This window comes from Corynebacterium sp. p3-SID1761, from assembly GCF_055862885.1.
This window is the reverse complement of record NZ_JBSQBJ010000001.1, coordinates 289,318-310,855: the sequence shown is the minus strand read 5'-3', so window position 1 is coordinate 310,855 and position 21,538 is coordinate 289,318. Positions and strand designations below refer to the sequence as shown.

Here is a 21,538-nt window from a genome sequence, read left to right as displayed (position 1 = left end):
CGAATTGTGACTAGATGCGAGCAATCCGTATGTCGGTGGCCAAAATAGCCTCTGCGCCGAGGGCAGAAAGTTCGTCCATTAGGGAGTTTGCCTGCGTTTTCGGCACCATTGCACGGACGGCTACCCAGCTGTCGTTGGCCAGAGGGGATACGGTTGGAGCGGACAAGCCCGGGGTGATGGCAGCAACCTTCTCAAGGTTCTTGCGATCCACGTTGTAGTCCAGCATTACGTAGTTGTGTGCGTGCAGAATGCCCTGGATACGGTTGATCAACACTTGCTGCTCAGCGGTGACCTCCGCTCCCTTTCGCCCTACAATTACGGCCTCGGAGACACACAGCGCGTCGCCGAAGGGCTTGAGTCCCTGCTGGCGCAAGGTACGACCGGTGGAGACCACATCGGCGATGACATCCGCTACGCCCAGGCGGATAGAAATCTCAACAGCTCCGTCCAGACGGATCACCTGCGCATCTAGACCGCGTGCGGCGAGATCCTTGCGCACCAAGTTTGGGTAACTCGTGGCAATGCGCTTCCCATCAAGCTGCTCCACCGTCCACTCTTCATCCTTCGGGGCGGCGTAGCGGAACGTCGAGGCGCCAAAACCCAGAGCCAGCAGCTCGTCGACCTCTTCTCGGGTATCGGCGGCCAAGTCACGACCGGTAATACCGATGTCCAGGTGTCCGGAGGCAATGTAAATGGCAATGTCCTTAGGGCGCAGGAAGTAAAACTCCACGCCATTGGCCTCGTCGGTGATCGTCAGAGACTTGGAATCACCTCGGGTGGCATAGCCAGCTTCCTTCAGGATGGATGTTGCCTTCTCGGACAGGGAGCCCTTGTTGGGCACTGCGACGCGCAGCATGATCGTCGTGACTGCCTTTCTTGCTTAGAGGAACTTGTAGACGTCAGCGGGAGTCAGGCCCCGGCCAACCATGACTACCTGTAGCCAGTACAGAAGCTGGGAAATCTCCTCGGCCAGCTCCTCATCGGACTCGTACTCCGCGGCTAGCCATACCTCACCAGCCTCCTCAACGATCTTCTTGCCCTGGAAATGCACTCCGGCGTCCAGAGCCTTGACCGTGCCAGACCCTTCCGGGCGCTCCTGGGCGCGGGAAGAAAGCTCAGCGAAAAGGGAATCGAAGGTTTTGAGTTCTTGTTCGTTTACGTCGTCCACGTCATCTATTGTGGCAGATCGCACACCAGCCGGTGCAGTGTGCCCTAGGTCTGCGTAGATCTGGCGCAGATCATGTAGCGTGAAGCCTTCCAGATCCTGCACTCCCCCGCGCAGCTCAGCCAAGGTGTGCACATCATCGGGGATTGCGGTGCCTGCGTCCGTTGGGGCTCCAAGCACTCGGCAGCCAGCATCCCGCGCGGCAGTCATACCGGTTGTGGAATCCTCCACTACCAGGCATTCATCCGGCGAAAAGCCAAAGCGCTCGGCAGCGGTGGCATAGATATCAGGGGCGGGCTTGCCATGTGGAACCTCGTCGCCGCACAGGGTGAAGTCGAAAAATTCCCGTCCGATGGATTCCAGGGAGAGCTCCGTCAACGCGCGGTTGGTATTGGTTACCAACGCCATGGGGAAACCGGTGGCTTTGGCCTCGGTGAGAATGTCCCGGATCCCAGGGCGGAACTCTAATTGCCGCGATAGGAGCTCGCCGACGCGCGTGTACATAAAGTTCAACCACTCCGCCTTGGCGGCGTCATCGAGTACTAACCCCGCATGCTCGGCGCAAATTTCGACGGTTGTGGGGGTTGTGGCGCCCACCGTCCGCTCGCGAACCTCGGGCGTTAGCGGACGCCCCATTTTCTCGCCCATTTCGAAAGTTGCGATGCCCCATAGCGGTTCGGAATCGACCAGGGTGCCGTCCATGTCCCAAAGTATTGCTTTCATGATGAGCCTCAGTTTAGGACAAACCCGTCGCCCGCCCTCGACCATATGGGATAGTAAGTGACGTAGGACACACCTATGAAAGGAACAGCATGAGCGAGCAGTCGGCTTACTTCATACCTGGCGAGGCTAAGGAAGAAGGTGGCCAGATATACCGCAACTATCACCCCACCCGTCACACCGAAAGTCCATGGGGGCCGGGCTTTCAACACGGCTCCCCTCCTGCGGCACTCATCGCCACCGTGTTGGAGGACGGTGCGCGCGATGCTGGACTGTCTTTGCAGGAAGGCCGCTTCAGCCGCATGACCGTGGAAATCCTTGGCGCCGTGCCGCTGGGCGAGTTGCAGACCACTGCCCGGGTGGTGCGTCCGGGAAAGCGCATCAGCTTCCTCGAGGCAGTCGTCACAGACGTCACGGGCCGCGAGTACATCCGCGGCTCCGGATGGTGGATTCGCCGCGGGGACACCACGGAAATTGAGCGCACCGTCGGTGAGTCCATGCCCGGCCCACACGCTGCCGAGGACGGAACGGAGTTTCTCGAACGCTGGGCAAGCGGCTATATCGATTCGATCGATGTGCGTAAGGCAGACCTGGACGACAGCCAGCTGGAGGTTGCCGCAAAGCGCAACCCTGCAATCTACTGGTCGCGTACGCAGCTGCCTGCTGTGGCTGGCAAGGAAGATTCCACCTGGGTACGGCTCATGAAGACCGTGGACATTGCCAATGGCCTGAACAACCTATTGGATACCGACAAGTGGACGTACATGAACGTCGATACCACCGTCTACCTGCATCATGAGATGCGCGGTGACTGGCTGGGGCTAAGCGCCGAGGCGAACTATGGTACCGACGGCATTGGTACGACGGTCACCCGCATCTATGACGAACAGGGGCTCATTGGCACCTGCAACCAGGCAATTATGCTGGCGCCGCGTTAGCTTTCGCAGACGGCCTCGGCCTGGTTGGCCACGAAGATCTCATCGGCATCGAGATCCACGGCCAACTTCTCGACCAGGGCGAGCAGATCCTTGATCTCCTCGTCCTCTAACAGCGCGTCCTCGTGACGGGCGGAGAGCTCCTTGAGCTTCGAAATGTGCTGCGTGATGACAGTGGTGATCGCCAAAGTGGTGGCGTTGGGCTGCTCCTCCGCACTGTCCTCAGTGTTTTGCAGCTGCAAGGTGGCCGCGATCTTGTTCAACTCTGCCTCGTCGCTAGCTGCCACGGACTGTGCAGCCTGCAGCATACCGTCGATGATTCCCTCGGCTTCGTCCACCGCAGACTCCGGGTACGGAGCCTCCCAGAATTCGCGATCCTCGTCACGGAGGTAACTTCCCGTCGCCATTTGGCGCAGGTTGTCGATGAACTCTTCACGGGCATCGGTGGTGGCTGTGCTCAGCTGTGTGGTGCTCATAAGAGATAGTGTGCCCTCTAAACGCTAGAGGCGCACGCCCAACAGCGCATCGATAGCGGTTTTTATTTCTGACGCCGCAGCCTCATCCCCTGCCGCGCCCGGCTTAACTGCCACTGCCCAGTCGTCGAGAGCCTCCAATGCGCCTGCGGTATCGAGGTCATTAGCCAGACAGCGACGCACGGTGGCGACGAGCTCACGAGCCTCATCCAGGCTGGTGGAGCCCGTGCCTAGGGCTTGCCGCCAGAGGGCAATCCGATGTTCGGCTTGTGCCAGCACATCGCCGGTCCAGTCGCGGTCTTGACGATAGTGGCCCGCGTACACCCCGAGGCGAATCGCAGCCGGTTCGTGTCCGGCGGCAGTGAGCTTGGAAACAAAAACGAGGTTGCCCAGGGACTTGCTCATCTTCGTCCCGTTTAGACCGATCATGCCGGTGTGTACATAGTGGTGCGCCATGCGCTCTACCTCGTGGGCTGCTTCTGCATGGGTGGCGGAAAACTCATGGTGTGGAAAGCGTAGGTCGCTGCCACCGCCCTGGATGGCAAATGGTGCGCCCAGACGATTCACCGCAATGGCTGAACATTCTATGTGCCAGCCGGGGCGTCCGGGGCCAAAGCGCGAATCCCACTTCGGCTCTCCTTCCCGGTGCGCGCGCCACAGGAGCGCGTCCATCGGGTGGCGCTTGCCGGGGCGTTCCGGGTCTCCCCCGCGTTCGGCAAAGAACTCGGCCATCTGCTCCTCGTTATAGCGTGACTCGTAACCAAACTGCGGCAAGAAGGTGTAGTCAGCGTAGATGTCCGGGTACTCGTCATCTTCCAGCTGGTAAGCAGCGCCGACCTCCAGGAGCTTGGCCACCATCTCGATAACCTCGTCGATGGATTCCATCGCGCCGATATAGTCGCGGGGCGGAATGACGGCTAGATCCTTCATATCGGAGCGGAACAGGTCAATTTGGCTGCTTCCCAGATCCTGCCAGTCAACCCCGTCACGTTCAGCGCGTTCGAACAACGGATCGTCCACGTCGGTGATGTTTTGTACGAAGTGCACGCTGTGCCCCGCAGCGCGCAGATAGCGGTGAATCAGATCGAAGGTGAGATAAGTCGCGGCATGCCCCAGATGAGTTGAATCGTATGGAGTGATGCCGCACACATACATACCTACCTCGTCTCCGGAGAGGTCGACGGGCTTGAGAGCATCGTCGGCAGTGTCATACAGGCGAAGCTGTGGGGCTGCGCCCGGCAGCTGTGGGACTTCCGGTTCCGGCCAAGAGTGCATGGGAATCGATTCTAAGCTTGCAGCACGCCGAATGCGAGTAGACCCATTACGGCCAGGCCTAGCGGGATACGCCACAGTGCAAACCAGGCAAAGGAGTGGTGGGCCACGAACTTCAGCAGCCACGCAATAGACGCATAGCCCACTGCAAAGGCAATCGCCGTGCCCACGAACAGCTGGGCGCCCGAGGCGGCCTGACCGGCATCGGGACTAAAGGCGTCGGGAAGAGAAAAAAGCCCCGAGGCCAGAACGGCAGGGATGGCGAGCAAGAAAGAGTAACGGGTGGCGACCTCACGGTCGAGGTTGAGGAAGAGACCCGCCGAGACGGTGCCGCCGGAGCGGGAAACACCCGGGATTAGTGCCAGGCACTGAGCGAAACCCATGATGATGGAATCACGCATGGTGAGCTCGCCAAAGCTGCGCTCCCGGCGCCCCATACGCTCGGCGAGGATGAACACGAAGGAGAAAACCACGAGCATGGTCGCGGTGATCCACAGGTTGCGTAGGTTATCCCGGATGAGGTCCTTGCCCAGGTAACCCAGAATAGCCACGGGCAGGGTGCCAACGATGACCATCCAGCCCATGCGATAGTCGAATTGGCTGCGGAACTCACGACGGCCGTGCTTACCGGTAAGGTCGGTGATCCATTCCCACATGCCCCGACACCACGCGCTGGCGATATTCCAGATGTCCTTGGCGAAGAACACCAGCACCGCCAGCTCAGTTCCCAGCTGTATGACAGCGGTAAACGATGCTCCGGCATCCTCGCCCCACAGCAAGGTAGAGAAAATGCGCAGATGTCCAGACGAAGAAACCGGCAGGAACTCCGTTAGGCCCTGGATGAGCGACAGAATGATTGTCTGCGCCCAAGTCATGTCTGTAGTCATGGGGACAAAGCCTAGTCCTTTCGGCCCGCCTTGACGGTGTGACGTGGCCGGGCTGGTAGCGTTGGTGTTTGTGAATGTGCACGTCAATCGCTTTACCCGTACCTTTTGTATGACCGCCGTGGCTGCTCTGGCCATGGGAACCCTTTCCGCCTGTGGATCCGATGACGCGGACGAGGACGCGCCGGTTGCCGGTGAACCTGCAGAGCCACAGGATGGACCTGATTCCGCGCCCGGATCTGGTGATTCTGTAGACGTGAAGAGCCCGGTACTAGGTGCCGCGCGCGTTGGCCTTTCTGCCGACGAGAACGCACCGGGTGCGAATGCGGTGGCGGTGCTCACGAAGGGCAAAGTGCACTTTATTGACGCCGCAAATCCCAGTGCAGAACCGCGCCAGATAGACGTTGACGATTCCTGTGACAACATCTCCTCCTCCGCCACTGGTGTGGCTGTGGCTTGTCAGGATAAGGCCATTGAGCTGGGCGCAGATGGGAAGGAAAAACGCCACCTGGACGTAGAAGGCAAGGTGACGACCGTGACCTTCCTGGACAATGGCAAGGCCGTGCTGGGCAAAGCGGGAGAAGACAAGGCTCGTTTCTTTGATGACAAGGGTGGAGAGACCGGCAACGCCATTGTGAGCCGCAGCCTGGACCAGGTTGTATTGGTCAAACCGCATGACCGTGGCCAGCGCGCGGCACTGATCGACCGCGGGCAAACCAGCATCAACGATGTGGACGTGGACGATGGTTCGTTGAACGCTTCTCTCCGTATCGGACAGGGTGTGGGGCAGGTTGCCTCTGGGCGTGGCGACGACGGTGTGGTTGTGGCCAGCGATGCTCGTCAAGGACAACTGCTGATCTACACCATGAATGATGTGGTGCGTCTACACCAGGCCACTCCGATCAAGACACCCTGGGGTGTCACATGGGATGCACAGCGGAAGCTTGCGTGGGTGTCCTCCACCAGTAGTAACGACGTCAAGGCCTATCGCATCGACAGTGGCGTGCCAGTAAAGGCTGCCCAGGTAAAGACTCAGAGCAAGGTTCGCGGGGTTTTCGACGCTGCTAATGGGGCGCTGGTGACTGTGGCGGAAAACGGCAAGGTGAACATCCTCAGTGCGAAGGAGATTGAGGAGAACCTCAAGTCGATGAAGAGCCAGGCCAAGGATGACTATCCGGTGAAGCGGGACTAGAAACGGGACGAAAAAGAGGAGCACACAATGTTGAAGAAGATCCGCCACAGCGCTTACCAAGCTGCGCTGAAGGGAATGTTTACGCTGCGCCCCGAGCGCATTCATGGGCTGATGTCCCGAGGCCTGCAGCAGGTGGCCGGCTCCAGGACGGCGCTGTCGGCACTCGATGGGACGCTAGTCGTGCACGATGAATCGCTGAGTCAGAAGATTGCCGGGTTGAATTTCCCCCGGCCGCTTGGCCTAGCCGCGGGCTTCGACAAGGACGCCAAGGAAGTCAACGCGTGGGGGCCGCTGGGCTTCGGCTTCGCAGAGATCGGCACCGTTACCGCATTGGCGCAGCCGGGTAATCCTACCCCACGCCTGTTCCGACTTCCGGCGGACAAGGCAATCCTCAACCGAATGGGGTTCAACAATGAGGGGTCTCGTGCCGCGGCCATGCGCCTACAGAAGCGCAACACCGACATTCCGGTGGGCGCGAACCTGGGTAAGTCCAAGATCGTGGCCGCCGAACTTGCGGATCGCGACTACCGTGAGTCCGCTAAAGCTATCGGTGGGGTGGCCGACTACTTGGTCATCAACGTCTCCTCCCCCAACACCCCGGGTTTGCGGGATCTACAGGCCGTGGAATCACTGCGGCCCATCATCCGCGCTGTACAGGAGGAAAGCTCCAAACCTTTGTTCGTAAAGATCGCCCCAGACCTCAGCGACGAGGATATCGACAAGGTCTGCGACCTGGCGATCGAAATGGGAGTGACCGGGTTGATCGCGACGAACACCACCATTAGCCGCGAGGGGCTGCAAACCCCAGCGCATGAGGTGCAGGCCATGGGAGCTGGCGGTATCTCCGGTGCGCCAGTGGCGGCCCGCGCACTAGAGGTCTTGCGCCGCTTAGCAGCGCGAGCCGACGGAAAACTAGTGCTAATCGGCGTGGGCGGAATCGACTCTCCGCGTGCAGCATGGGAGCGGATCTGCGCCGGCGCAAGCCTGATCCAGGGGTATACGCCGTTCATCTACGGTGGGCCGGATTGGATCCGCGAGATTCACCTGGGCCTTGCCGCGCAGCTTAAAGCCCACGGCCTGCAGAACATTGCAGAGGCCGTGGGCAGCGAGTTGCCGTGGAAGGAAGCCTAGTTTTCGGCCCAGCCCCACAGAATGCCACGAGCGGTGGCCTTAAAGTTCAGGTTAAAACCGAGGACGGTACAGGTCTGACGGTCGTCGATGTCCAGCTCCTCGCCCACTGCGTGGACCGCGAATAGGTAGCGGTGCGGACCATGACCCGCCGGCGGGTTAGCACCGTAGTAACCCCAGGATCGGGAATCGCCGCGTAGCGCCACTGCTCCTTCTGGTAGGCCACTGAGGTCTGCGTCCCCTGCGCCGAGAGGCAGGGAGGTGACATCCGCTGGAATATTAAAGACTGCCCAGTGCCAGAAGCCACTGGCCGTAGGGGCGTCGGGATCAAAACAGGTCACCGCGTACGTCTTGGTGCCCTCTGGCCCCTTAGACCAGCTCAGCTGGGGCGAAACATCGTTGCCGCCCAGTTGATCCTCCGGCAGGCGATCGCCGTCAGCAAAGGTTTCGCTGGTCACCTGCAACGGCGGCAGATCCGTCAGCGGCGCGTAGGGATCGGGGCCGGGGAACCGATCATCGATGTAGGTGGGCTGGTGTTGTGCATTGTTATCGGACATAGCCCCACGCTAGTCAAAGCTTCTCGCGGGTGCACTAAAGTGCTTATTCCAACACAACTATCTCGTTCTGACCTGCGTATTTGTGTAAATCCCGCCCTTGGCATTAAAGTGACGGGAGTTGCTACCACACATGTGGTGAGCGCCTAACCTTGTCCGGGTGGCGGAATGGCAGACGCGCTAGCTTGAGGTGCTAGTGTCCTATTAACGGACGTGGGGGTTCAAGTCCCCCTCCGGACACAACATGAAAATCCCACGCTTTGTAGCCAGCGCCTTCAGCGCGTGGTGGGGGTTGAAGCTACGGTATCGCTTTCTAAGCGTTCTCGTACCCATTCTTCTGGTGGCCTTCGTTTATTTGGTTCCAAAGCCTGCCGTCAGCGATATCCGAGCTTGGGTGGCGTCTACCGGCCCTTGGGCTCCGTTGACCTACCTGCTGCTTATGGTCGGCTTTACACAGCTGCCACTACCCCGCACGATGTGGACTATCGCTGCCGGTGTGATGTTCGGCCCCCTCTGGGGTTCCATTCTGGCATTAACGGGCGTAGGCATCTCTGGTGCGCTGTCGCTATTTCTGGTGCGTGCAGTGGGAGGCACCTGGGTGGAGAAGAAAACCCGCAGCGATAAGCGCATTCAGCTGCTGCAGGAGCGTATCGCCGAGCGCGGTTGGATTGCTGTTTTGGGCCTGCGCATGGTCCCTCCGATCCCCTTTTCGCTTCTTAACTACGCCTGCGGACTTAGCCTTATACCTTTCGCCCCGTACCTCGCTGCGACGGTTGTGGGATCGGCTCCGAATACGATCGCCACGGCTATGGCCTCTGATGCTCTGGCAACGGGTGGCCGACCCTGGATTCTGCTCGTGAGTTTTGTTGTGGTCTGTGTTGGTTTTGCCCTGGCAGCCAACGAGATTCGGCTCTGGCGACACCTCAGCAAAGTCAGCAAAGCTAATGAAGTAAATTAATAGTTATGTTTGCCGTGTATGCCGCGTATAGGGGCCGCTCTCAGCGTCGTGGGGAATATGTACGTGATGTCGCTGCGGCGCTGGAGCAGTCCTCGATGGTTGATTCCGTGGAGATGAAGGGCATTGACGACTTCGTCTGTATTGCGCCCGGCCCCGATGAGGCTGGTGGATTGGTGCTCTCTTTACTGCAGGCGGGTGACTTCGCGCTCGGCATTGGCACGGTGGTGTCGGATGTAGATGGTGACGCCCCGTCCTCCGCTGCCGAAGCTATAGGCGCCGCGACGCGCGCGGTTCAGCGCTCTCAGCGCGCAGGCGCAGTCTCGGTACGGATTGAAAAACCTGGGCCGGGAGGAGTTATAGCACCAGGATTGGCTGCGGAAGTGGCCCAGGATATCGCGGCGGCTTTCACCCTTTTGGCGCACGTATTGGCGCGACGTACCAAGGAAGGCCGGGAGGCCACTGCCCTGCTGCGCGCTGGTCATTTGCAGGCCGAGGCCGCGGAGATTGTGGGAATTAGCAAGCAGGCCATGAGCCAGCGGCTGGCCGCCGCCGGGTGGCATGCGGAACAGGCCGGCTGGACTTTGGCGGTGCACATGCTGGCCAGGGCCGATGAGCTAAGAAATTAGCCCTGGTTGTAGGGATTATTGGGGTAATCGCCGGTAGGGTGCTGCTGCTCGGGGGTAGAAGCCGGTGGCTCATCGACCGGATCCACAGGCTTATTTGCCACGGCGTTGGCAGCGGCCACGGCCTCGGCAATCTCCGGCGAAGAAGCAGTGTTGAACCAATCCGAGGAGCTCGACTCGTTGGCCTGCTCGCGAGTGGCGTCATCCACAGGCTTCGGTTCGTAGCGGAACACGCCCTCGTCGTCCTTCTTAGCCAGCGCCTTGGCGAATTGCTCGAGGGAGTCGCCGAATTGCATTGGGATCATCCAGGTCTTGTTGGCCGAGCCCTTCGCCATTTCCGGTAGCTTTTCCAGGTACTGGTAGGCCAGAACCTCCGGAGTTACTTGAGCGGACTTGATGGCAGCATTGACCTTCTGAATTGCCTTGGCTTCGCCCTGTGCCTCGAGGTACCGGGCTGCACGGTTACCTTCGGCACGCAGGATTGCGGCTTGGCGCTCAGCCTCGGCTGCCAGGATGTGTGCGTGCTTCTCGCCTTCGGCGGAAAGAATGCGTGCCTGCTTTTCACCCTCGGCCGTCTTAATGTCCGATTCGCGGCGACCCTCGGCCGTGAGGATCATGGCGCGCTTTTCGCGGTCAGCCTTCATCTGCATCTCCATCGACTGCTGGATGGATGCCGGCGGATCGATGGCTTTTAGTTCAACGCGGGAAATGCGCAGACCCCATTTCGTGGTGGCTGCGTCGAGCTCGCCGCGCAGGCGGCGATTGATGACCTCGCGGGAGGTCAGGGTTTCCTCCAGGGTCATGCCGCCAACCACATCACGCAGGGTAGCCACGGAAATCTGTTCCACGCCCACGATGTAGTTGTTCACGCCGTAAATGGCGCGAGCCGGATCGTTGATCTGGAAGGTCACCACCGTGTCGATGGCGACGGTCAGGTTATCTTGGGTAATTACAGCCTGCGGTGGAAAGCTTACGACCTGCTCACGAGTGTCGACCTTGGCGCGAATACGATCGATAAAGGGGACTAGGAGCGTCAAACCACCAGACACAGTGCGGGTATAAGTACCCAAGCGCTCAATAACGGCCGCCTCGCCCTGCGGGATAAGGGCAACCATTTTGACTACCAGCGTCACGATGATGATCAATAAGACCACCAGGAAAATCGTAAAGTTCATAAGCCTTCAAGCACTCTCTAGTTGTTTTTCCACACGACTGCCGTCGTGCCGTCAATTTCTAACACTTGCACCGTTTCCCCCTGGGTATAGCGATCCCCTGGGTTCGCCGATCGCGCCGACCATAGCTCGCCGGCAACGCGCACCATACCGCCGTGCTGCACTTCGTCCGAGACTGGTTCGATGACTTCGGCCCTTTGGCCCTGCAACTCGTTGACGTCGAAAGTTTGAGCCGAACGAGCGCGGAGGAGGCGCTTGCGCAGAATGGGTCGGATCGCCAGGACAGTTGTCAGAGAGGCGATGCCGAAAACGACAATCTCCAGCCATATGGGAATGCCCGCCAAAGACACGCCGGCTGTGATCAGCGCAGCCGCACTGAGCATCAGCAAAGACATATCAGCTACCAGAAGCTCCCCTAGGGCGAGGAGTCCAGCTGCGATTAACCAAATGATCGGACCCATGCTTCCGATCCTAATGGTTGGGTCAGTACTCTGGTGGAACCGTCACGAAATCGATCAGTCGTTCCACTGCCCCGATCAGTGTCGAATCGAGGTCGCGAAACGTCTTAGCTGCACGGGCTACACGACGCCAGCCATCCTGTGGGGTGCCCCACCCCAGTTCCTGGCATACCCCGGTCTTCCAATCTATTCCGCGGGGAATCTGTGGCCACGCGCGGATGCCCACACTGGCGGGCTTCACGGCTTCCCAGATATCGATATATGGGTGGCCGGTTACCATCACATGCGGTCCCAGGGACTCGGTCAGGCGAGCCTCCTTCGTCCCCTCCACGAGGTGATCGGCCAACACGCCGACGCGGCGGGTGGCTGACGGCTGGAACTCGGCCAGGCGTTCAGGAAGGTTATCGAGGCCCTCCAAGTACTCCACAACCACACCTTCCACGCGCAGATCATGCCCCCAGACTTGTTCGACGATGGCGGCGTCGTGGATACCCTCCACCCAGATGCGGGAGGGTGCCGCCACCTTCGCTTGCAAGCCTTCCACGCGCCGTGAACCAGAGTTGGAGGTTCGCTTCTTCGGAGGGAGCGACCTGGGATCTACAAATCGAGTCAAGGTAATTGGCTTGCCTTCAAGCAGAAAAGCGCCCTCGCGGAGCTTGAAAAGGCGGGTCTTTCCATAGCGGTCCTCCAAGCGAATGAAGTCACCGTCGGCAGTCTTTTCCCCGCCCACTACCGCACCGACGAAATCATCGGCAATCACTTCCACCACCATGCCCAACTCCGGAGTTACACGCGGGAAGCTGGGTTTTTGGTTGCGGGCGTGACCCTGCAAGATATTACCGTAATTGAAGCTCATGGGCAACCAGCTTAGGCTAGGAAAAATGACTGATCCGGTACCGACGTGGCTTGGGGCGCAACTGTGGTCGCCCGTCCAGAACACCTCCCTGTGGTTGGCGTGGTGGTTGCACGGGATTATCAGTGCAGACGAGGTGATCGACGCCTTCCATGCCACCCAGGGCAAGCATCATCGTTTGGAGCCGGACGGCGGCGGGCTCGTGGAGTTGTTAGCGCAGGTTCGTGCAGTGACGAACGACGCGCCCATCGGGTTGGACGAGCGTCCACTGATTCAACTGATGCTCTCCGGCCCCGGCGACGCGGCGCTCCTACCGGTGGGGGTCGAGGGGGCGTCACTTATCGTCGCTGATCGCGACCCCTTAGTGAGCCACGTACTGAGCCCTGAAGTTATCGACGCCCACTTGGTCAGTTGGTCGTGGCATCAGGTGGAAGGCCCTACCCCACCCTTGCCGGTCTATTCTCCTGGTGAGGCTGATCAGTTGCTGCGTGAGGCTGCCGACAAGGCGACAGCATTGGTGAGAGCTGTAGGGCATGTGCCGATGGGCGCAGCGGCTTTTCAACGAGCAGAGTTAGCGGTTGGAGCGCTCGATGATGCGTTTGGATTACCGGGGATGCCGCCGGGAGTGCCGAATCGGGCGGCCAAATTGATGGCCAGGGCTGACCATGTGGCGGCGATTGTGGAAGTTACGAAGCGTTCGGCTGTGGGCGCGAGCCTGGACCCCCATATAATGCCAATGCTCCGGGCAGTAAGGACTGCCCGGATGGTGGCTGTGGACTACGCGCAGCGCGAATTGCTGCGATAGGTTTTCTTACTCGATCATGCGGACGGCCATGGGCTGCATGCCGCCCCAGCGCACGTCCGATACCTTGACGACATCACCGGACTGCGGTGCCTCAATCATCTTGCCATCACCCAGGTACAGGGCGACGTGGCCGGGCCAGAACAGCATGTCTCCGCGCTTTGCCTGCGAAGACGGTACCTGCTTACCGGCAGTGTACTGGTAGCCGGAGTAGTGCTGAAGCTCGATGCCTACGCTGTAGAAGGCGTACATCATCAAACCAGAGCAGTCGAAGCCGATCTTGTTGTAGTCGCCGTGGGCGTCAGCCACGCCACCGTCACGAATGCCCTTGGTTGGCCCGTAGAAGTTACCGCCACCCCAGGCATAGGGCTGCCCCAGCTGGCTTTCGGCACGCTTGATGACGCGCTCGATCTTTTCCTCTGCACTACCGGAGGTGTCCGGGGCGTTCGGATCCAGAGCGTCGGCAATAGCCTCGGCGGGGTTAGCTGGAGTTTCCGGAGCAGCTGGGGCTTCCGGAGTTTCCGGGGTTGCAGCCTCTTCAGTGCCTGCTTCGGCTTCTTCAGCGTTGGGATCTGCCGGAGTTCCTGCGGCAGCAGGTGCCTGAGGAGCTGCGGGATCCTCAGGAGCAGAAGGAGCTGCGGGGGCTGCTGCGTTGTTCACGGTACCCATAGCGCGGTCGTACTCTTGACCTGCGGTAGTGCGACCCGCTTCAGCAGCGGCGGACAATGCTCCATCCGGGTTTCCGGCGAGTGCGGTGGAGAACCCGGCCATCAGAGCGGATTCACCAGCCTTGCGCAGGCCGTCGATTGCAGCCTGACGCTGCTTATCGCCGCCAGCGTTCAGGTCGTAGGAACCTTGCAGCTCGGCTGGAAGCTCGGGCAAGCCTGCTGGGTTGCCCAGCGAGGAGCTGGCGGGCTTCGATTCAGGTTCGTTGGTCTTGCTGGCTTCACCAGTTTCTTCCGAAGCTGGAGTAGCTTCGGTGCTCTCGGTGGTCTCGGTAGCCGCAGTAGTCTCAGTAGCCTCAGAAGGCTGAGTGGTCTCAGTAGTCTCAGTAGGCTGAGTGGTCTCAGTAGTTCCAGCGGACTCAGGAGCCTTCTCAGAGCTCTCTTCAACCTTCGCACCGGACTTCTCGGCCGCCTTTTCGGCAACCTTGCGCTTGTCCCAGCTGGAAGCATCCGGGTGGAGGTTGGTGAAAGTCTCTACAGCAGCGCGAGCATCGCGCAGCGCCTTCTCTGCCTTCTTCTTCTCCTTGAGCAGTCGCTTGTACTCAGCTTGCTTATCGGAGAGTTTCTTCTGGCTATCGCTCAGCGTGGTGCGGGCAGTATTGTACTTTTCAACTGCGTCGTCAACTGCGCTGTTTGCTTTGTTGCGGGAGTCGCGCAGCGACGATTCTTCGTTGGCATTCTGCGTGCGAGCGAGATCGAGACGATCTACCTCGCTCTTTTGCTTCTTCGCCGCAGCCTCAATGTAGGAGGATCGATCAAGGGTGTCGCCCACCGCATCGCTGCCGCTAGCGGCCAAATTAACAGCGGAAGCGTCGCCGCCCTGAGCATAGGCGGAACGTGCAATGTCATTCAGCTTCACCTGAGCCTTCGAGACAGCAGAATCGGAGGACTTCAGACGGTCACGCGCGGAGACAACCTTGTCCTGTGCCTTCTGCGCCGCTCCTTGGCTATTGGTGAGGTCCACGCGAGCTTTGTTGGCATCTTCGCGAAGAGTGCCCATCTCGGTTTCCATATCGGATACCTGAGACTTTGCGCGTGAGACCTGACCGACGAGGTCGGCCAGGAAGCTTTCTACGGTGCGCTTGTCATCGGCGTGGGCAACCATAGTCGTGGATTGCAGCGTCACGCCGGCAGTAACTGCTACTGCCAACGCTGTGCGCTTACGGCTTTGAGGTCGTGGTGTCACGATCGATTCTCCTGATGTTTTTACAACTGGGATTGAAGCGAGCGAAACCCTCGGTCCAGCTGTTCGCACTTCCCCATGCGATCAGTACAGGTCCCGTCGGGCTATTCTCAAAAGTCACTTCGAGTTCAACTCGTTTCAAAAGTTGACACTCGGAACCCTAGGGCACTTGAGTCAAGGCCGTAAACTTTTACAACATATTTCGCACTAACCGCACCAGTCACATAAGTAACGGCAATTGCCTTGACCTGCGAATAGTAACGAAGAAGTTACAAGTGTGAGATGTGTCACATTTTGAAAACCACAGGCGTGTCACGTTGCATTACATGGGTTGACCCTGCGATTTTCTGAATCCGCACTTAAAGATAGTCAAGCCCCCGGGCTTGACTATTTCAAACTGTTATTTAGTTCCGCGGTGAGCGGAGTTTGCATAACGAGGTGATTACGGCCGCAATAATGAGCGAAAGTAAAACCCCAACGTTTGCCATCCCTGTGGGAGCCTCAAAGCCGGTGGCCTGATTGAGGAAGTCCTGCGTTACCTCAGGGTGACTATTAGCCTCGCGGAGAATCTTCGTATTTGACTCGATCGCGTAGCGCGAGAGGTTCTCGGATACGACTGCCGCCTGCCCAGGAGACTTCAGGATGACGGTATCCGCGTCCGTGCCATCGAGAACCTTCTGTGCCTTGTCGCGCAAACTATTATGAAGCGGGCCGTCCTGTGTGATGTACCCGATCTTTAGCTTTCCTATTTTTGACGCCGATTCTCCCCCACTGGCGCCCTCGACAATCGAATTGAGACTTTTGGTTAGGCCGGCTGATCCAGACTCCACCTCGGTTGGGAAGTCTTCGGCGACGAACACTGAGGCGTCATCAAGAGAGGCGATGAGCTGTGCGACGTCGTCCGAAGGAGAGGGGGCGTGCGAATCGGTCATGGGGCAGTTTTAGCACCGAAATAGGGGTGGGGGTGCTGACGACACGCTTAAAATCGCAGGATTCGCAGCAGAACGAACGTACTGTTAAAATTCTGAGTGACGTCGCGGGAACAATGCTGCCACAATGGTAAGCAGAGCCTCTTGCGTAGTAGTCGAAGGCATTAGCTGATTAGTGCAGCTGACTAGTGCGCGGCGGCGACCACATCGACGACACATATCGACTAAAAGAAGAGATTAAAGGAGCTCACTGTGGCTGAAAGCATCAACTCCTTCGATTCCAAGAGCACTCTGCAGGTCGGCGAGAAGTCCTATGACTACTTCGCGCTGAGCGCAGTGCCGGGAATGGAGAAGCTTCCCTACTCCCTGAAGGTTCTCGGCGAGAACCTGCTGCGCAACGAGGATGGCCAGAACATCACTCGCGAGCACATCGAGGCAATCGCCAACTGGGATCCCTCCGCAGAGCCCAACTTCGAGATCCAGTTCACCCCGGCCCGCGTTATCATGCAGGACTTCACCGGCGTGGCCTGCATCGTTGACCTGGCAACCATCCGCGACGCTGTCGTGGCTCTGGGCGGCGAGGCTGACGACGTTAACCCGCTGAACCCGGCTGAGATGGTCATCGACCACTCCGTGATTATCGAGGCATTCGGCAATGCAGACGCTCTGGAGAAGAACGTCGAGATCGAGTACCAGCGCAACGACGAGCGTTACAAGTTCCTGCGTTGGGGCACCGGCGCCTTCGAGAACTTCCGCGTTGTTCCTCCGGGAACCGGCATCGTCCACCAGGTGAACATCGAGTACCTGGCTCGCTCTGTCTTCGACAACAACGGCCTGGCTTACCCTGACACCTGTGTCGGTACCGACTCCCACACCACCATGGAAAACGGCCTGGGCATCCTGGGCTGGGGCGTTGGCGGCATCGAGGCTGAGGCTGCAATGCTCGGCCAGCCGATCTCCATGCTGATCCCGCGCGTCGTCGGCTTCAAGCTGACCGGCGAGATCCAGGCAGGCGTCACCTCCACCGACGTCGTTCTGACCATCACCGATATGCTGCGCCAGCATGGCGTAGTTGGTAAGTTCGTCGAGTTCTACGGCAAGGGCGTTGCTGAGCTGCCGCTGGCTAACCGCGCAACCATCGGCAACATGTCTCCGGAGTTCGGCTCCACCGCCGCTATTTTCCCGATCGACGAAGAGACCGTGAAGTACCTGGAGCTGACCGGTCGCGACCAGGAGACCCTGGATCGTGTCGAGGCATACGCCAAGGCACAGGGCATGTGGCTGGATCCGGAGAACGAGGCAGAGTACTCCGAGTACCTCGAGCTGGATCTGTCCACCGTTGTTCCGTCCATCGCTGGCCCGAAGCGTCCGCAGGATCGCATCGAGCTGACCGACGCCAAGTCCCAGTTCCGCAAGGATCTGCACAACTACGTCGACGCTGATGCTTCCGCTGCTACCCCGGACTTCGATGCAGAAGGCCCGGCTACCGAGAACACCTCCTCTCAGACCGCTGATGCACCGGCTTCTGCCGCCGATGCGAAGGGCAATGTTGTTTCCGCAGCCGCTGGCGCAGAGGGTCGTCCGTCCAACCCGGTCACCGTCAACTACAACGGTCAGGACGTGGAGCTGGATCACGGTATGGTCGCAATCGCGTCCATTACCTCCTGCACCAACACCTCCAACCCGTCCGTCATGGTCGGCGCTGGTCTGCTGGCTCGCAACGCCGCTGCTAAGGGCCTAAAGGCTGCTCCGTGGGTTAAGACCTCTATGGCTCCGGGCTCCCAGGTTGTTAACGGCTACTACGAGAAGGCTGGCCTGTGGAAGGACCTGGAGGCTATGGGCTTCTACCTGGTCGGCTACGGCTGCACCACCTGTATCGGTAACTCTGGCCCGCTGCCGGAGGAAATCTCCGCAGGCATCAATGAGGGCGACCTGGCCGCTACTGCCGTGCTCTCCGGTAACCGTAACTTCGAGGGTCGTATCAACCCGGACGTCAAGATGAACTACTTGGCTTCCCCGATCCTGGTTATCGCATACGCCATCGCCGGTACGATGGACTTCGATTTCGAGACCCAGCCGCTCGGCCAGGATCAGGATGGCAACGATGTCTTCCTGAAGGACATCTGGCCGTCCACCCAGGACATCGAGGATGTCATCGCTTCCTCCATCACCAAGGACCTGTACACCGAGGACTACGCAAATGTCTTCGAGGGTGACGAGCGCTGGCGCTCCCTGGAGGCTCCGTCCGGCAAGACCTTCGCTTGGGATCCGAACTCCACCTACATCCGCAAGGCTCCGTACTTCGACGGCATGAGCAAGGTGCCGGAGGCTGTCAACGACGTCAAGGGTGCACGCGTTCTGGCTCTGCTGGGCGACTCCGTGACCACCGACCACATCTCCCCCGCATCCACCATTAAGCCCGGCACGCCGGCCGCGCAGTACCTGGATGCCAATGGTGTGGAGCGCAAGGACTACAACTCCCTGGGCGCACGTCGTGGTAACCACGAGGTCATGGTTCGCGGTACCTTCGCCAACATCCGCCTGCAGAACCAGCTGCTGGACGGCGTAAGCGGCGGTTACACCCGCGACTTCACCCAGGAGGGTGGCCCGCAGTCCTTCATCTACGACGCTGCAATGAACTACCAGAAGGAAAACACCCCGCTGGTTGTTCTGGGTGGTAAGGAATACGGCACCGGCTCCTCCCGTGACTGGGCTGCTAAGGGCACCCTGCTGCTGGGCGTTAAGGCCGTCATCGCCGAGTCCTTCGAGCGTATCCACCGCTCCAACCTGATCGGCATGGGCGTTGTTCCGCTGCAGTTCCCGGAGGGCGAGTCCTGGAAGTCCCTGGGTATCGAGGGCACCGAGACCTTCGACATCGAGGGCATCGAGGAGCTCAACAACGGCTCCACACCGAAGACCGTCAAGGTAACTGCCACCAAGGAAAACGGCGAGAAGATTGAGTTCGATGCCGTCACCCGCATCGATACCCCCGGTGAGGCAGACTACTACCGAAACGGCGGCATCCTGCAGTTCGTTCTGCGCAACATGATGTCCGACAAGTAAGGACTTAAAAACCTTACGCGCCGTGGCGATAGTCATGACAGGGCGGTGACCATAGCGCCTCTTCCCTAGCGGGAAGACCAGCGTTGGTCACCGCCCCTTTTGCTTTTACTCCCACAGAAGGTTAAACCCAGATGCCCAAAGTAAGCGACAGAGATTTGGCAGAGCGAAAGGTCGAGATTCTCGCCGGCGCCCGCCACTGCTTCGCGACCTTCGGCTACGACGGAGCCACCGTCGCCCGCCTAGAGGAAGCCACTGGCAAGTCCCGCGGTGCGATCTTCCACCACTACCAAAACAAGGATCACCTGTTTTTAGAGGTGGCTCATGAGGATATGCGCAAAATGGCCGAGCTCGCTGCAGATGAAGGCCTAATCGGCGCAATCCGCACGCTTGTCAAGTCAAAAGACTTGACAGACTGGTGGGGAATGCGAGTTGAAATCACTCGCCGCGTCAACATTGACCCCTGCTTTGCAGCGAAGTGGGAGTTGGATCAGCTGGCGCTAAAGGAAACCGTGCGCACCCGACTACGGGAGCAGCGCGCCAGCGGCAGGATTCGTGCTGACGTAGAGATCGAGACCATTGCTCAAACCCTGGAGTTGGTGTTGGAGGGCGTTTTGGGCAGACTCGCGCAGCTCCAGGGGACGGAAGGGTTATCTGATGCCCTGGATTTCGTGGAAGGGTCCCTGCGTTCCCCCGGCCAATAAGTCGTCCGGCCCGGTGAGTAGCATGTAGTACATGATCGCAATCATGACCGTGACCGGGCTGGATCACACCGGAATTATCGCTGCCGTGTCCACTGCCCTGGCAGAACTAGACGTCAACATTCTCAACGTCTCCCAGACCATCATGGACGACTACTTCACCATGATTCTGCATGTGCGCATTGACGACACGAAGTTTGGCATCGCCGATGTGCAGGATCGCATGGCGGAGGTCGAGAAGCAGGAAAAGCTGGTTATTAGGGTGCAGTCGGAGTCGATCTTCTCCGCCATGCACGACGTTTAAGGGTTCGGGGGTTAGAACATGAATCCACGTCGTGGCGTCACAAACCAGAGCAACAACATCCTCGAAACCATCGAAATGATCGAGAAGTACCGTCTCGATATTCGAACGGTGACGATGGGCATCAACCTTATGCCGTGTATTCGCGAGACGATGCAGGCGACCGCGGAGGCAGTGTACGAGCGCGTGGTGGACTATGCCCGCAGCCTCGTGCCGGTGTGCCAAGGAATCGAGCGCGAGCTGGGTATTCCGATCGTTAACAAGCGCATCTCTGTCACTCCTGTGGGAATTCTCGCATCCGCAGTGGAAGGCAATCCAGTGCGCATCGCCGAGGCTCTAAACCGGGCTGCAAATGAAGTGGGTGTGAACTTCATCGGTGGCTATTCCGCACTGGTTGAAAAGGGCGCAACACGAGGTGAGTTGGATCTGATTCGCTCTCTGCCGGAGGCGCTGAATGAGACCGATGTCGTGTGTGCCTCCGTTAATGTGGGTAGCTCTAAAGCAGGCATCAATATGAATGCTGTTCGCGAGATGGGGCAGGTCATTAAGGACTGCTCTACCTACGGTTCCAGTGGCACACTGGCCTGCGCAAAGCTCGTGGTGTTCGCCAACTCCGTGTCCGATAATCCGTTCATGGCGGGTGCTTACCACGGTGTGGAGGAGCCAGATTGCGTAATCAACGTGGGCGTATCTGGCCCTGGTGTGGTGGATCGCGCAGTAGCCGGGATGACCGGCGCGACGTTGAACGAGGTGTCTGAGGAGATCAAGCGCGCTGCATTTAAGATCACCCGCACAGGTCAGCTGGTGGGTGTCATGGCCGCACAGCGCCTGGGAGTTCCCTTCGGCATTGTCGACCTCTCGTTGGCCCCGACGGCAGAACTTGGCGATTCGGTGGCGCATATCCTGGAGCATATGGGGCTCGGCCAGGTTGGTACGCATGGAACCACTGCTGCCCTGGCGCTGCTCAACGACGCAGTGAAGAAGGGCGGCATGATGGCCTGTTCACGCGTCGGTGGATTGTCCGGATCCTTCATCCCGGTTTCGGAGGACAAGGGAATGATTGACGCAGTGCGCAGCGGTGCGATAAGCATCGACAAGCTGGAAGCGATGACGGCAATCTGCTCTGTGGGGCTGGACATGATCGCTATTCCTGGCGATACGCCCGCGGAATCGATTGCAGGCATGATCGCAGACGAGGCTGCCATTGGCGTGATGAACCACAAGACGACCGCTGTGCGTGTTATCCCCGCGGTGGGAACCAAGGTGGGCGATAACGTGGACTTTGGTGGTCTGCTGGGCTATGCGCCGGTAATCGGCGTCAATCAGGTCAGCAGCGCGGAGTTTATCAACCGCGGTGGCTTTATTCCGGCGCCGTTGCACGGTTATCGGAATTAGGAACTTGCGGAACCTAAAAACTAGCTGAAACATAAAACAAGCAAGGAGTGGTTCG

21 protein-coding genes and 1 tRNA gene are annotated in these 21,538 nt (G+C 59.3%); 11 read left to right on the top strand and 11 right to left on the bottom strand.

Annotated features, from left to right (window positions below; genetic code table 11):
- Window positions 1–10 precede the first annotated feature (10 nt).
- Together hisG and ACWXWJ_RS01395 are read right to left on the bottom strand one after the other, a co-directional pair.
- Window positions 11–856, bottom strand: a complete 846-nt coding sequence (gene hisG, locus ACWXWJ_RS01400) for an ATP phosphoribosyltransferase (RefSeq protein WP_293791226.1) — start codon at window positions 854–856, stop codon at window positions 11–13.
- A gap of 24 nt (window positions 857–880) precedes the next feature.
- Window positions 881–1,888, bottom strand: coding sequence for a phosphoribosyl-ATP diphosphatase (locus tag ACWXWJ_RS01395; RefSeq protein ID WP_293791227.1), 1,008 nt, complete (start codon window positions 1,886–1,888; stop codon window positions 881–883).
- A gap of 89 nt (window positions 1,889–1,977) precedes the next feature.
- On the opposite strand from ACWXWJ_RS01395, the gene ACWXWJ_RS01390 reads away from it, so the two are divergent.
- On the top strand, window positions 1,978–2,823 hold the full coding sequence (locus ACWXWJ_RS01390) for a thioesterase family protein (protein WP_293791228.1): 846 nt from the start codon (window positions 1,978–1,980) through the stop codon (window positions 2,821–2,823).
- On the opposite strand, the gene ACWXWJ_RS01385 is transcribed toward ACWXWJ_RS01390, so the two are convergent.
- From ACWXWJ_RS01385 to ACWXWJ_RS01375, 3 genes are read right to left on the bottom strand one after another with little or no spacing between them, the layout of a single operon-like run.
- On the bottom strand, window positions 2,820–3,296 hold the full coding sequence (locus tag ACWXWJ_RS01385; protein ID WP_293791229.1) for a hypothetical protein: 477 nt from the start codon (window positions 3,294–3,296) through the stop codon (window positions 2,820–2,822). The two genes, ACWXWJ_RS01390 and ACWXWJ_RS01385, sit on opposite strands and share 4 nt — an antisense overlap.
- A gap of 24 nt (window positions 3,297–3,320) precedes the next feature.
- Window positions 3,321–4,568 carry a cysteine--1-D-myo-inosityl 2-amino-2-deoxy-alpha-D-glucopyranoside ligase gene (mshC, locus tag ACWXWJ_RS01380; protein ID WP_473963307.1) on the bottom strand — a complete coding sequence of 416 codons (1,248 nt, stop codon included), beginning with the start codon at window positions 4,566–4,568 and terminating at the stop codon, window positions 3,321–3,323.
- A gap of 11 nt (window positions 4,569–4,579) precedes the next feature.
- Window positions 4,580–5,452, bottom strand: a complete 873-nt coding sequence (locus ACWXWJ_RS01375) for an undecaprenyl-diphosphate phosphatase (protein WP_448307686.1) — start codon at window positions 5,450–5,452, stop codon at window positions 4,580–4,582.
- A 70-nt stretch (window positions 5,453–5,522) separates the two neighbouring features.
- Here ACWXWJ_RS01375 and ACWXWJ_RS01370 point away from each other — a divergent pair, with 70 nt between their 5' ends.
- Window positions 5,523–6,641, top strand: coding sequence for a hypothetical protein (locus tag ACWXWJ_RS01370; protein ID WP_473963306.1), 1,119 nt, complete (start codon window positions 5,523–5,525; stop codon window positions 6,639–6,641).
- A gap of 27 nt (window positions 6,642–6,668) precedes the next feature.
- Entirely contained in the window at window positions 6,669–7,772 is a 1,104-nt protein-coding gene (locus ACWXWJ_RS01365) for a quinone-dependent dihydroorotate dehydrogenase (protein ID WP_293791233.1), read from the top strand.
- Here the strand turns inward: ACWXWJ_RS01365 and ACWXWJ_RS01360 are convergent.
- Window positions 7,769–8,326, bottom strand: coding sequence for a YbhB/YbcL family Raf kinase inhibitor-like protein (locus ACWXWJ_RS01360; protein WP_293791234.1), 558 nt, complete (start codon window positions 8,324–8,326; stop codon window positions 7,769–7,771). The genes ACWXWJ_RS01365 and ACWXWJ_RS01360 overlap by 4 nt on opposite strands.
- 151 nt (window positions 8,327–8,477) lie before the next feature.
- Between ACWXWJ_RS01360 and ACWXWJ_RS01355 the strand changes: the two genes are divergently transcribed.
- From ACWXWJ_RS01355 to ACWXWJ_RS01345, 3 genes are all read left to right on the top strand, one after another.
- Window positions 8,478–8,563 (top strand) — tRNA-Leu (locus ACWXWJ_RS01355).
- A 100-nt stretch (window positions 8,564–8,663) separates the two neighbouring features.
- Complete coding sequence (locus ACWXWJ_RS01350; protein ID WP_473963305.1) at window positions 8,664–9,281, top strand: TVP38/TMEM64 family protein; 618 nt, start codon at window positions 8,664–8,666, stop codon at window positions 9,279–9,281.
- A 5-nt stretch (window positions 9,282–9,286) separates the two neighbouring features.
- On the top strand, window positions 9,287–9,907 hold the full coding sequence (locus tag ACWXWJ_RS01345; protein ID WP_448307683.1) for a DNA-binding protein: 621 nt from the start codon (window positions 9,287–9,289) through the stop codon (window positions 9,905–9,907).
- Here the strand turns inward: ACWXWJ_RS01345 and ACWXWJ_RS01340 are convergent.
- The 3 genes from ACWXWJ_RS01340 to ACWXWJ_RS01330 are packed head-to-tail and all read right to left on the bottom strand — an operon-like array spanning window position 9,904 to window position 12,390.
- Entirely contained in the window at window positions 9,904–11,079 is a 1,176-nt protein-coding gene (locus tag ACWXWJ_RS01340) for an SPFH domain-containing protein (protein WP_293791237.1), read from the bottom strand. The two genes, ACWXWJ_RS01345 and ACWXWJ_RS01340, sit on opposite strands and share 4 nt — an antisense overlap.
- Window positions 11,080–11,096: 17 nt before the next feature.
- Window positions 11,097–11,537 carry an NfeD family protein gene (locus ACWXWJ_RS01335; protein WP_473963304.1) on the bottom strand — a complete coding sequence of 147 codons (441 nt, stop codon included), beginning with the start codon at window positions 11,535–11,537 and terminating at the stop codon, window positions 11,097–11,099.
- A gap of 22 nt (window positions 11,538–11,559) precedes the next feature.
- Window positions 11,560–12,390, bottom strand: a complete 831-nt coding sequence (locus ACWXWJ_RS01330) for a DUF3097 domain-containing protein (RefSeq protein WP_473963303.1) — start codon at window positions 12,388–12,390, stop codon at window positions 11,560–11,562.
- Between the two features lie 25 nt (window positions 12,391–12,415).
- Between ACWXWJ_RS01330 and ACWXWJ_RS01325 the strand changes: the two genes are divergently transcribed.
- Window positions 12,416–13,192, top strand: coding sequence for a hypothetical protein (locus tag ACWXWJ_RS01325; protein WP_473963302.1), 777 nt, complete (start codon window positions 12,416–12,418; stop codon window positions 13,190–13,192).
- A gap of 6 nt (window positions 13,193–13,198) precedes the next feature.
- Here the strand turns inward: ACWXWJ_RS01325 and ACWXWJ_RS01320 are convergent, their stop codons facing one another.
- A complete protein-coding gene (locus tag ACWXWJ_RS01320) occupies window positions 13,199–15,100 on the bottom strand; it encodes a DIP1281 family NlpC/P60 protein (protein WP_473963301.1) in 1,902 nt (633 codons plus the stop codon).
- A gap of 401 nt (window positions 15,101–15,501) precedes the next feature.
- Entirely contained in the window at window positions 15,502–16,029 is a 528-nt protein-coding gene (locus ACWXWJ_RS01315; RefSeq protein WP_473963300.1) for an Rv1476 family membrane protein, read from the bottom strand.
- 249 nt (window positions 16,030–16,278) lie between these two features.
- On the opposite strand from ACWXWJ_RS01315, the gene acnA reads away from it, so the two are divergent.
- From acnA to ACWXWJ_RS01295, 4 genes are all read left to right on the top strand, one after another.
- The gene (gene acnA / locus ACWXWJ_RS01310; RefSeq protein ID WP_473963299.1) at window positions 16,279–19,089 is read left to right on the top strand and encodes an aconitate hydratase AcnA; all 2,811 of its coding nucleotides are present in this window, start codon (window positions 16,279–16,281) and stop codon (window positions 19,087–19,089) included.
- Between the two features lie 131 nt (window positions 19,090–19,220).
- Window positions 19,221–19,790: a TetR/AcrR family transcriptional regulator gene (locus ACWXWJ_RS01305; protein WP_448307676.1), complete on the top strand. Its 570-nt coding sequence runs from the start codon at window positions 19,221–19,223 to the stop codon at window positions 19,788–19,790.
- Between the two features lie 31 nt (window positions 19,791–19,821).
- Entirely contained in the window at window positions 19,822–20,091 is a 270-nt protein-coding gene (locus ACWXWJ_RS01300; RefSeq protein ID WP_293791245.1) for an ACT domain-containing protein, read from the top strand.
- Between the two features lie 18 nt (window positions 20,092–20,109).
- Window positions 20,110–21,483, top strand: coding sequence for a PFL family protein (locus tag ACWXWJ_RS01295; protein WP_293791246.1), 1,374 nt, complete (start codon window positions 20,110–20,112; stop codon window positions 21,481–21,483).
- The last annotated feature ends 55 nt before the right edge of the window (window positions 21,484–21,538 follow it).